The sequence below is a fragment of the Luteibacter sp. genome, from assembly GCF_009912395.1.
Lineage (GTDB): Bacteria > Pseudomonadota > Gammaproteobacteria > Xanthomonadales > Rhodanobacteraceae > Luteibacter.
Genome location: NZ_WNDO01000021.1, coordinates 8,752 through 21,579, shown reverse-complemented (window position 1 = coordinate 21,579; position 12,828 = coordinate 8,752). Strand labels below are relative to the sequence as shown.

Below are 12,828 nucleotides of genomic sequence, written 5' to 3'. Positions count from 1 at the left end.
GTGGTGGCGCGTGCCAGCGGCCAGGACACCGCCGTGTTCGGTACGGTGTTGTTCGGTCGCATGCATGGCGGCGAGGGTGCGGATCGGGCCATGGGCCTGTTCATCAATACCTTGCCGATCCGCCTGGACCTCGACGCCACGCCGCTGCTGGAGAGCGTGAAACGTACCCATCGCAAGCTGGCCGACCTGTTGCAGCACGAGCATGCGTCGTTGGCCCTGGCCCAGCGGTGCAGCGGTGTGCAGGCTCCCGCTCCGTTGTTCAGCGCGTTGCTGAACTACCGGCATAACCGTCCCATCGACGGTGACGCGGTCGAGCATGACGATCTCGGCATCGAAGTCATCGGCGGCGAGGAACGCACGAACTATCCGCTGACCTTGTCGGTGGAAGACCATGGCGATGCCTTGGGCCTCACGGCGCAGGTCGTATCGCCTCTGCGCCCCGAAGCGATCTGCGGATACATGCAGGTGGCGCTGGAAAGCCTGGCGATGGCGCTTGATACCACGCCGGATAGGCCGGTCGGTGAACTGTCGATCCTGCCTGCCGATGAGCGGCACTTGTTGCTCGATACCTGGAATACGACGGCGCGCGCCTATCCCCAAGACACCTGCGTCCATCAATTGTTCGAGGACCAGGTATCCCGTACGCCGGACGCGTTGGCGTTGATCGCGGGAGGAGAGCGGTTGAGCTATGCCGAACTCAACACCCGCGCCAACCGGCTGGCCCACGCACTGATCGAACGAGGCATCCACCCCGACGACCGCGTGGCGCTGTGCGCCGAGCGTGGCGTCGGCATGGTGCTGGGCCTGCTGGCGATCATGAAGGCTGGTGGCGCCTACGTGCCGCTCGATCCGACATATGCAGGCGATCGTCTCGCGCAAATGTTGCGTGATGCCGAGCCTGCCTTGTTGCTCTGCGACGGGAAGGGGCGCGATGTGCTCGATCCGGTGCCGTCGACATTGTCGCACGTGGCGCTGGAGGATGAAGCCTCATGGCACGAGCACCCGAAGACGGACCCGGTCGTGTTGGGCCTCACCTCGCGGAACCTGGCCTACATGATCTACACCTCGGGTTCGACCGGCACGCCCAAGGGCGTGATGATCGAGCATCGCGGCGCGGTGAACTACCTGTACTGGGCCATCGAGACGTACGCGCCGGGCAGGGCGACCGTATCGTCGTCGCTGGCCTTCGACGCGACCGTCACCAGCCTGATCGTGCCGCTGGTCAGTGGCGGCGAAGTCCTGCTGCTCGGTTCGGGACGGGAGATCGACGAACTGGAAACGCAGGTGCAGGCGCAGGGTGGCCTGGTCAAGATCACACCGAGCCATCTCGACCTGCTTGGCAAAGGTCTGCGTGCACGCGGTGCGTCCAGCCGTATTGATCTGCTGGTGATCGGTGGCGAAGCGCTGCCGCCATCGGTAGTGGCTGACTGGAAACGCCTGCAACCCGGCATCCGCATGGTCAACGAATACGGCCCGACCGAGACCGTGGTCGGTTGCGCGATCTACGAGGCCACCGGCGAGGAAACGGAGGTGGTGCCGATCGGCCGGCCGATCGCCAATACACGTCTCTACCTGCTCGACGCCTATCGGCAGCCAGTGCCCTTGGGCGCGGTGGGCGAGCTGTATATCGGTGGCGATGGCGTGGCGCGGGGTTACTGGAATCGCTCGGAACTGACGGCGGAGCGCTTCCTGGTCGATCCGTTCAGCACGGTGCCGGGCGCGAGGATGTACCGCACGGGCGATCTGGCGCGGTACCTGCCGGACGGTAACCTGGTCTACCTGGGCCGCAACGATGAGCAGGTGAAGATCCGCGGCTATCGTATCGAGCCGGGCGAAATCGAGGCGCGTCTGCTGGAGCATGCGGACGTGCGCGATGTCGCGGTGGTCGCCCTGGACGATCGCCACGGCGGCAAGCGCCTGGTGGCCTACGTCGTGCCACGTGACGGAGCGAATCGCGGCGACCTCGCCGCCGACCTGCGTACCCATGCTGGTCATGCGCTTCCCGATTACATGCTGCCGTCGGCCTTCGTGCCCGTCGACGCGCTACCCCTGACGCCCAACGGCAAGCTGGATCGCAAGGCCTTGCCCGCGCCGGACTATGAGGCCTTCGTGCGCGAGCGTTACGAAGCTCCCGACGGCGAGATCGAGGCAACGTTGGCGCGCATCTGGCAGGAACTGCTCGGCGTGGAGAGCGTGGGTCGCAACGATAACTTCTTCGCGCTGGGCGGCCATTCGTTGCTTGCCGTGCAACATATGGAATGGCTACGCCGCGAAGGACTGTCGCTGGAGGTGCGTGCGCTGTTCGCCGCGCCGAGCCTGCGCGCGCTGGCGGCCATGCTGGGCGACAACCACGAAGTAGCGGTACCGTCCAACCGGATCGACAGGGATACGCGGGCGATCACACCTGCCATGCTTCCGCTGATCGGATTGTCGCAACCGGACATCGACCGGATCGTCGAGCAGGTGCCCGGCGGCGTGGCGAACATCCAGGACATCTATGGCTTGTCGCCGTTACAGGACGGCATCCTGTTCCACCACCTTCTGGCGGAACAGGGCGATCCGTACCTGCAACGCGTGCTGTTTTCGTTTGGTGAGCGCGAGGCGTTGAACCGCTTCCTCGTTGCCGTGCAGCAGGTGGTGGACCGCCATGACATCCTGCGTACGGCCTTCCTCTGGGACCGTTTGCCAGAGCCGGCCCAGGTCGTGCTGCGCAAGGCCACGCTCCAGGTGACGGAGCGGGCGTTCGACCCGGCGACGGGTCCTGTCGCCGCCCAATTGATGGCCAGTGTCGACCCGACGCATCATCGCGTCGATCTCTCCCGTGCACCCCTGCTGCGCTATGACATCGCCCAAGATGCCGGCGACGATCGCTGGTACGTCGTGCAGCGGATGCATCACCTGATCGTGGACCATTCGGGCCTGGAGGTCTTGCTGGGCGAGGTGAAGGCGATCCTTGCCGGTCACGCGGAACGCTTGGGCGCGGCCTTGCCATTCCGCAACCTCATCGCCCAGGCGCGCCTTGGCCTGAGCGAGCGGGACCACGAAAACCACTTCCGTGAACAGTTGGGCGATGTCGATACACCGAGCCTTCCGTTCGGCATGGTGGAGGTGCACGGCGAAGGCCAGCGGGTCGCGGAATGGCATGAGGGCCTGCCCGCGTCGCTCAACGAGCGCCTGCGTACGCAGGCCCGCCGTCACGGCGTGAGCCTGGCGAGCCTTTGCCACCTGGCCTGGGGCCAGGTCGTGGCACGCACGAGCGGGCAGGAGACCGCGGTGTTCGGCACAGTGTTGTTCGGGCGTATGCACGGCGGCGAAGGCGCCGACCGCACCATGGGCCTGTTCATCAATACCTTGCCGATCCGTTTGGACATGGATGGCACGTCGGTGACGGATGCCCTGAAACACGCCCATCGCAAGCTGGCCGACCTGCTCCTGCACGAACATGCGCCACTGGCGCTCGCCCAGCGTTGCAGTGGCGTGGAGGCGCCGGCGCCACTGTTCAGCGCACTGCTCAACTATCGGCACAATCGCGAGCTGGCGGCAGAGGCCACCGTGGACGATGGCCTGGATATCCGGGTGGTTTCGGCGGAAGAGCGCACCAACTATCCGCTGGTGCTCTCGGTCGAAGACCATGGCGATGCCCTGGGCCTCACGGTACAGGCGGCCCATCCCCTCGAACCTGCCGCTATCGGCGCTTACATGCATACGGCGCTGGAGAGCCTAGCCGAGGCGCTGGAACAGAACCCAGGCAAGCCGGCGAGGGAGTTGTCGATCCTCCCTGCTGCCGAACGCCGCCTGTTGCTGGACACCTGGAACGCCACGGAACGTGTGTTCGCGCAGGACGTGTGCATCCACGCGCTGGTCGAAGCCCAGGCCCTGCGTCATCCCGATGCGCTCGCGTTGGTACTGGACGACGAGTGGGTCAGTTACTCGGAGCTCAATGCCAAGGCGAACCGTCTTGCGCACCGGCTGATCACGCTGGGCGTGGTGCCGGATGCTCGCGTGGCACTTTGCGCCGAACGCAGTGTGGACTTGGTCGTGGGACTGTTGGCGATCCTCAAGGCCGGCGGTGCTTATGTGCCGCTGGACCCCGCGTACGCGAGCGAGCGCCTGAACTACGTGCTGAACGACGCGCAGCCGGCGTTGTTGCTGGCCGATGCGGCGGGTCGCGAGGCCTTGGGCGATGTCGCTTGCCTGGCGTTGGATGCGCCGGAGGCATGGTCCACCCAACCGTCGACGAATCCGCGGGTGGACGGGCTGACGTCCCGCCACTTGGCCTACCTGATCTATACCTCGGGTTCGACCGGCACGCCGAAGGGCGTGATGGTCGAACACCGTTCGTTCGCCAACCTGATCGATTGGCACGCGCGGACCTTCGATCTGGTTCCCGGCCAGCGTACGACGGCGACGGCCGGCATGGCCTTCGACGCTAGCGCGTGGGAAATCTGGCCTGCGCTGGCCAGTGGCGCGACCCTGCAATTGCCGCCCAGGGCGGCGAATCGCGACCATGCCTTGCTGTTGCCATGGTGGAGCGCGCAGGCGACGGACAGCGCGTTTCTTGTGACGCCGTTGGCTCAATTGGCGATGGAGGACCGGTTACCGACCGGCCTGCGTCACCTGCTGGTCGGCGGCGATCGCTTGAATGCCTTGCCTGCATCGCTGCCAGCGTCGCTGAAGGTCACCAACAATTACGGTCCGACCGAGACGACGGTGGTGGCGACCTCGGGCGCGGTGCGTCCGGGCGACACGAATCCATCCATTGGCCGACCGATTGCGAACACGCGCTTGTACGTGCTCGACGCACACCAGCAACCGGTGCCGTTGGGGGCCGTGGGTGAGCTCTATGTCGGCGGTATCGGGGTGGCTCGTGGCTACTGGAATCGTCCGGAGCTGACGGCCGAGCGCTTCCTGACCGATCCCTTTAGCCCTGTAGCCGGGGCACGCATGTACCGCACGGGTGATCTTGTGCGCTACCTGCACGACGGCCAGTTGATGTACCTGGGCCGCAACGACGAGCAGGTGAAGATCCGTGGCTACCGCATCGAGCCGGGCGAAATCGAGGCCCGCTTGCGCGAACGGGACGATGTACGCGACGTAGCCGTGGTGGCACGGGCGTTCGGTGCGGGCGAGAAGCGTCTGGTGGCTTATGTGGTGCCACAGGACGGGGGCGATGCCGAAGCGCTGATTCCGACCTTGCGCAAACACCTCGGTCAGCAGCTACCCGATTACATGGTGCCGTCGGCCTTCGTGGCGCTTGATGTGCTACCGCTAACGGCAAACGGCAAGCTGGATCGCAAGGCCTTGCCGTTGCCGGACGACTCGGCTTTCCCGCGGGAAGCCTACGAGCCTCCTCAGGGTCAGATCGAAGAGACCCTGGCCGCGATCTGGCGGGATCTGCTGGGCCTGGAGAAGATCGGTCGCCACGACAATTTCTTCATCCTCGGCGGTCATTCGTTGCTGGCCGTTCGCCTGCTCGGTCGTCTGCCGGCCCAGTTCGGCATTGAACTGCCGCTGCCCGTGCTGTTCACCGCGCCGACGCTGGTACAGCTTGCCGACGCCATCGCGAGCCATCTGGGTGCCGCATCCGGGGTGCAGACACGTATCGAGGCGATATCGCGCGACGGCGCGCTTCCCTTGTCTTTTGCCCAGCAGCGTCTGTGGTTCCTGTCGCAGATGGACGATATCGGCGCCTCATATCATGTGGTGCTGGGTCTTCGCCTGCGTGGGCAGGTGGACAAAACGGCATGGCGTCGCAGTCTGGACCGCATCTGGTCGCGCCACGAAGCCTTGCGCAGTCGCTTCGTGAGCGTCGAGGGCCAGCCCCAGGTCCGCTTGCTCGATGCGGGGCGCGGCATGCCGTGGCGCGAGGACGATCTCACGGGCGACGCGGATCAGGTATCCACGTTGCAACGCCTGTTCGTCGAGGATATCGACACGCCGTTCGACCTCGCCGGTGGACCGTTGATTCGTGCCCACTGGATATCCCTGGGCGCGAACGACCAGGCCTTCGTGCTCGTGCAGCACCACATCGTGTCCGACGGCTGGTCGATGGGCGTACTCGCGCAGGAGCTTACCTCGCTCTATCGGGCGTTCACGCAGGGTGCCGATGATCCGTTGCCGACGATGGATATCCAATATCCGGACTACGCAGCGTGGCAGCGGAGTTGGTTGCAGGGTGAGCGGCTTGCGATGCAACGTGCCTACTGGAAGCGTCAGCTGGCCGAAGCTCCCGTATTGCTGGCCCTGCCGACCGACCGGCCGCGTCCGCCGCAGCAGAGCTTCGACGGCGCGAGCTTGCCGGTGTGCTTGGATGCCTCTACCAGCGCGCGCCTGAAAACTCTCGCGTACGACCATGGCGCTACACCGTTCATGGTCGTGTTGACGGCCTGGGCGAGTGTCCTGGGCCGGCTGTCGGGGCAGGACGATCTGGTGATCGGTATTCCCACGGCCAACCGCGGTCATGCACAGATCGAAGGCCTGATCGGCTTCTTCGTCAACAGCCTGGCGCTACGGATCGACCTGGCGGGCTCGCCCAGCGTGTCCGACGTGCTGGAACAGGTGAAGCAGGTGGCCTTGCAGGCACAGGCTCACCAGGATCTGCCTTTCGAACAGGTGGTGGACGTGGTGCAACCGCCGCGTCATCTCGACCACACCCCGATCTTCCAGGTGATGCTGACCTGGGAATCGGGCGATCAAGGGCAGGACGTGCTCCCCGGTGTCACCCGCGAAAGCCTGACGGCATCGTGGAATCCGGCGAAGTACGACGTGGAGCTGAACATCGGTGAGCGCGACGGCCAGCTCCAGGGCGAGTTGCGCTATGCGACGGCACTGTTCGATGCGGGGACGATGGAACGCCATCGCGAGGCTCTGCTACGCGTGCTCACCGCCATGGCCGCCGATGCCAAACAGCCCCTTGGGCGCATCGATGTGCTCGGTGATGCCGAACGGCGGTTGCTCCTGGAAGACTGGAATACCACGAGGAGCGACTATCCGAGCGACCAATGCATTCACCAGATGTTCGAGGCCCAGGCCGCCCGTACACCGGATGCCGTCGCGGTGATCTCGGGCGATACGCGGATGACGTACGCCACGCTCAACGCGTCGGCCAATCGCGTCGCTCACACACTGATCGCCATGGGCGTCGTTCCGGATGACCGCGTGGCGCTGTGCATGGAGCGTGGTGCCGGCATGCTGGTGGGACTGCTCGCGATCCTCAAGGCCGGAGGAGCCTACGTGCCGCTCGATCCGGCCTATCCCGCGGATCGCCTGGGACGGATCCTGCGCGATGCGGGCCCCCGCCTGCTCGTCGCTGACGATGAAGGGCGCCGAGCGTTGGGCGACGAGGTGCTCGCGGATATCATGCATCTCGATCTCGATACGCTGTTGTCCGAAAAGGATCGCCAACCTGACCATGACCCAGTCATCGAAGGGTTGCGCGCCGATCATCTGGCCTATGTGATCTATACCTCCGGCTCCACGGGTACGCCCAAGGGGGTGATGGTCGAGCATCGTAACTTCATCAATCACCTGTACTGGCAGGTGGGTCGGTTCGGCTTCACCTCCCACGACGTCTTCCTGCTGCGTACGTCCATCGCCTTCGATGCCTCGGTATGGGAGCTGTGGACACCGCTGCTCGTGGGTGCGACCGCCGTGGTATTGCCACGCGAAGCGATGCGCGACGTGGCGGCGATGCACCGGCATGTGATCGAGCACACGATATCCATCGTGCAGCTCATTCCCTCGATGCTGCCTCTGTTCTTCCAGTGCGGCGATATCGATGGTGTGCGCTTGCTGTTCTGCGGTGGTGAACCGCTGAAGCTCGATGCACACGCACATCGTGCGAATGCGATGTGGGACAAGGTGGTCAATCTGTACGGTCCGACCGAGACCACCATCGACGCCACCTCGTGGAGCCATGCCGCAGACGTGACGACGGCGATCGCCCCCATCGGCCGCCCGGTGGCGAATACCCGGATCTACCTGCTGGATGGGTTCGGTCAGCCGGTACCGCGCGGAGCGGCAGGTGAGCTGTACATCGGCGGCGATGGCGTGGCGCGCGGTTACCTTAACCGGCAGGCGTTGACTGCCGAGCGGTTCCTCGTCGATCCGTTCCATGGCGAACCCGGTTCGCGCATGTACCGGACGGGCGATATCGCGCGCTACCTGCCTGACGGCAATCTCGAGTTCCTGGGGCGTAATGACGACCAGGTGAAGATCCGTGGCTATCGGATCGAACTGGGTGAAGTCGAGGCACGACTAGCCGAACATTCCGAGGTGAGCGACGTGGTCGTGCTCGCCCGTGAGGATGCGGGCGAAAAGCGCCTGGTGGCCTATGTCGTACCGCGGGCCGCAGCGCAGCGTGAGGACCTCGTCGCCGCGCTGCGCACGGCGGCCAGCCGCGCGCTACCGGACTACATGGTGCCGGCGGCCTACGTGGTGCTGGATGCCTTGCCCTTGATGCCCAACGGCAAGCTCGACCGTCGTGCGTTGCCCGTGCCGGATGGCGATGCCTTTGTCCGCGAACGCTTCGAAGCGCCGCAAGGGGCCGTGGAGCAGGCACTCGCCCGCATCTGGCAGGGCTTGCTGAAGGTGGAGAAGGTCGGCCGCAACGATAACTTCTTCGCTCTGGGCGGGCATTCGCTGTTGGCGGTGCAGCATATGGAGCAACTGCGTCGCGTCGGTCTTTCCATGGAGGTGCGCGCGTTGTTCGCCGCCCCGAACCTGCGCGAGCTGGCGGCCATGCTGGGCGGCCATCATGAGGTGATGGTGCCGGACAACCTCATCGTCGAGGGCGTTCATGCCATCACGCCGGCGATGCTTCCGCTGATCGACCTCGGCCAGGCGGATATCGACCGAATCGTGGCGAAGGTGCCGGGAGGTGTCGCCAACATCCAGGATATCTACGGCCTGTCGCCCTTGCAGGATGGCATCCTTTTCCACCATCAGCTGGCGGGGCAGGGCGATCCCTACCTGCAACGTGTCTTGCTGTCGTTTGGCGACCGTGCCGAGTTGGATCGTTTCCTGTCTGCCGTGCAGCAGGTCGTGGACCGCCACGACATCCTGCGTACGGCCTTTGCCTGGGATCGCCTACCCGAACCGGCCCAGGTGGTGTGGCGCAAAGCCACGCTGCCGGTGGCGGAGCGGTCGTTCGACCCGGCGCATGGTTCGGTCATGGATCAGCTGATGGCGGCCGTGGATCCTGCGCGCCATCGCATCGACCTGACCCAGGCACCGTTGCTTCGCTACGACGTCGCTCACGATGCGGAACAGGGGCGTTGGCTCGTGGCGCAGAGCATGCACCATCTGATCATGGATCACTCGGGCCTGGAGGTGCTCTTCAAGGAGATCAGGGCGATCCTCGCCGGCCAGGCGGAAACGCTGGGGATGGCCCAGCCGTTCCGTGGTCTCGTGGCGCAAGCCAGGCTCGGTCTTGGCGAGGCGGCCCACGAGACATATTTCCGTGAGCAACTGGGCGACATCGACACGGCCAGCCTGGCGTTCGGACTGGACGGCACGGTCGCGCCAGGCGAGCCGGTAGAGGAGTGGCACGAGCCACTGTCGCCCGAGTTGAACCGCCGCCTGCGCGAACAGGCCCGTCGCCATGGCGTAAGCCTCGCCAGCCTTTGCCACCTGGCCTGGGGCCAGGTGGTGGCACGCACGAGCGGGCAGGATACGGCGGTGTTCGGCACGGTGCTGTTCGGGCGCATGCATGGCGGCGCCGGTGCCGACCGCGCGATGGGCCTGTTCATCAATACGCTGCCCATCCGTCTCGACCTGGACGATACGCCCGTGCTGGATAGCGTGAAGCTCGCCCACCGCAAGCTCGCCGACTTGCTGCAGCACGAACATGCGCCATTGGCCCTCGCACAGCGTTGCAGCGGGGTGAGATCTCCGACACCGCTGTTCAATACCTTGCTGAACTACCGGCATAACACGCCATTCGTGGCGCCGTCGATCGAGGAAACTGGCCCAGATATCCGAATGCTCAGCGCGGAAGAGCGTACGAACTATCCGCTGGTGCTTTCGGTGGAGGATCACGGGAATGCGCTGGGGCTCACCGCACAGGCGATATCGGCGGTACGTCCGCAGGCGATATGTGGCTACATGCGCTGCGCGCTGGAGTCGCTGGCCGAGGCGCTGGAAGTGGCGTCGGTCGAACCTGTTGGGACCTTGGCGATTCTTCCGCAGAAAGAACGTGATCTCCTGCTGGACACCTGGAACGCCACCCGACGCGCGTATCCGGCGAATGAGGGCCTCTATGCGCTGTTCGCCCGGCAGGTCGCCCGCGCACCGGACGCACCGGCCATCGTCGAAGGCGATATCCAGCTGAGCTATGCGGAACTGGACCGGCGTTCGAACGTGCTGGCCCATGCCCTGCACGATCATGGTGCCGGTCCTGGCGATGTCATCGCGATCCGCGCAGGCCGGGGTATCGCCCTGGTCGTCGCCGAGCTGGCCGTACTTCGCTGTGGCGCTGCCTACCTCCCGATCGTCCCGGAAACGCCAGCGGATCGGCAATTGTGGATGATCGCCGATGGCGAGGTGCGCCTGGTTCTCGTGGACGAAGGCGATGTTGCTCCGGATGGGCAATCGGTGCCCAGCCTGGACATTCACCAACACGCGTTTCCGGGTGACCACGGTGCGCTGGTGGACCATTCCACGACGGGGGCATCACCTGCTTATCTCATGTACACCTCGGGGTCGACCGGTACGCCCAAGGGCGTGGTCGTGCCGCAGCGTGGCATCAGTCGGCTGGTGCTCAACAACGGATACGCGGAGTTCGCGTCCAGTGACAGGTTTGCCCTGGCCGCGAATCCGGCCTTCGACGCGAGCACCGTGGAAGTGTGGGGCGCCTTGCTCCATGGCGCCTGCCTCGTCGTCGTTCCGCGCGATGTGCTGTTGGATCCGGTCCGTGTGGCGAAGACGATCGAGGTAACCGGAATCACGGTGCTGTTTGTCACCACGGCGATCTTCAATCAGTACGTGCGCGAGATACCTCGTGCGCTGGCGAACCTGCGGGTACTCATGTGCGGCGGTGAACGTGCCGAGCCTTCGGCGTTCCGCCATCTGCTCGCGGGGGCGAAGGATCTGCAACTGGTGCATTGCTACGGCCCGACCGAAACCACGACCTATGCTACGACGTACACCGTGCGGCATGTGGCGGACGACGTGGACAACGTGCCGATCGGTCGACCCATCGCCAACACCACGGCCTACCTGCTGGATAAGCGTGGCCAGTTGGTGCCACCGGGCGCGGTGGGCGAGCTCTTCATCGGCGGCGATGGCGTGGCCATCGGCTATTGGAACCGTCCGGAATTGACGGCGGAGCGCTTCCTGTCCGATCCGTTCAGCGATGCGCCGGGGGCGCGGATGTATCGCACGGGCGACCTCGCGCGTTACCTGCCCGACGGCAACCTCGTCTTCCTGGGACGCAACGATGGCCAGGTGAAGATCCGTGGTTTCCGCATCGAACTGGGAGAAGTCCAGTCGCGCCTGCTGGAGCAAGAGGCCGTGAAGGATGCCTTCGTCGTCGCCATACCGGATGGCGCAGGGATCAAGCGGCTGGTGGCCTATGTGACGCTGGAGCGGTCCTGGGGGCAGGCGGACGCCGTCGCGGCACTGCGTGCGCGGCTTGCGCAGGAGCTACCCGACTACATGCTGCCTTCGGCCTTTGTCGTACTGGACGCCTTGCCGCTCACGATGAACGGCAAGGTGGACCATCGCGCGTTGCCGGTTCCGGACGACGAGGCCTACGCCCGCGAGCGCTACGAAGCGCCACGGGAGGGCGTGGAAGAGATATTGGCCGGGATCTGGCAGGCGTTGCTCGGTGTAGAGCAGGTAGGACGTCACGACGACTTCTTCGCCCTGGGAGGGCATTCGTTGTCGGCCACACGCCTGCTCAGCCTCGTGCGCGACGAACTGCGCTGCAACCTGAGCCTGGCGTCGTTGTACGAGGCACCGACGCTCGCCTCGATGGCCGCCCGCATCGACCTGGGCGGCGACCGTATCGAGGGTGGGGGCGCGCTGGATGTCCTCCTGCCATTGCGCTCGACAGGGCGTGGTCGTCCGCTCTTCTGCGTACACCCTGGCGGCGGCTCAGGATGGATGTACGCCAGCTTGCTGGCGCACCTACGGGATCGTCCGCTCTACGCGTTGCAGGCGCGTGCCCTGAGCGAGCCGGAGCGGGCGGCCGGGACGATCGAGGCCATGGCGGAGGATTACCTCGCGCAGATACGCAGCGTGCAATCGGAAGGACCGTACTATCTGCTGGGTTGGTCCCTCGGCTGCCACATTGTCCATGCGATGGCGACCCGACTCCAGGACGAAGGCGAGGAAGTGGGGCTGCTGACCATGCTGGACAGCCACCCCGTCGACGAAGCGGACGTTCGCAAGGCGATCGCGCAGGGACCGTCCGAAGCGACGAACGACGACATGCGGGCACTGGTGGTGAAGTATCTTGAAGACTTCGGCATGTACCAGGTCAGGGATAGCCTGGACGAGTCGTTCTTCGAACGATTCATCGCCCAGTTCGAGCTTGCACCACGGTTGCTCCTGGATTTCAGGCATCGAACCTTCGAAGGCGACATGCTGTTCTTCCGGGCGACGGTCAACGCGGGCAAGGCGCCTCCGCCTCGCGTGTGGGGGCGGGTGATCACCGGCGACATCGAGGTGCACGAGGTCGCCTGCGAGCATCACCAGATGATGCAGCGACCCGCGCTCAGGCATATCGGTCCGGTGCTGGAGCATGCCCTGACGGCAGCGGATCGTCGTGGGCCGGTGTCAGACGCCGCGCGTCGCCTGAGCGATCTGGTGGTTGACGAAGAGTGA

1 protein-coding gene (only partly in view) is annotated in these 12,828 nt (G+C 65.2%); it reads left to right on the top strand.

Annotated elements, in window-relative coordinates; genetic code table 11:
• A protein-coding gene (locus GAK28_RS17485; RefSeq protein ID WP_291782086.1) for a non-ribosomal peptide synthase/polyketide synthase crosses the window boundary here: on the top strand, positions 1-12,828 show its end. The gene continues 18,858 nt to the left of window position 1, outside the view; the window shows 12,828 of its 31,686 coding nt (coding positions 18,859-31,686); its start codon lies beyond the left edge, outside the window; its stop codon occupies positions 12,826-12,828.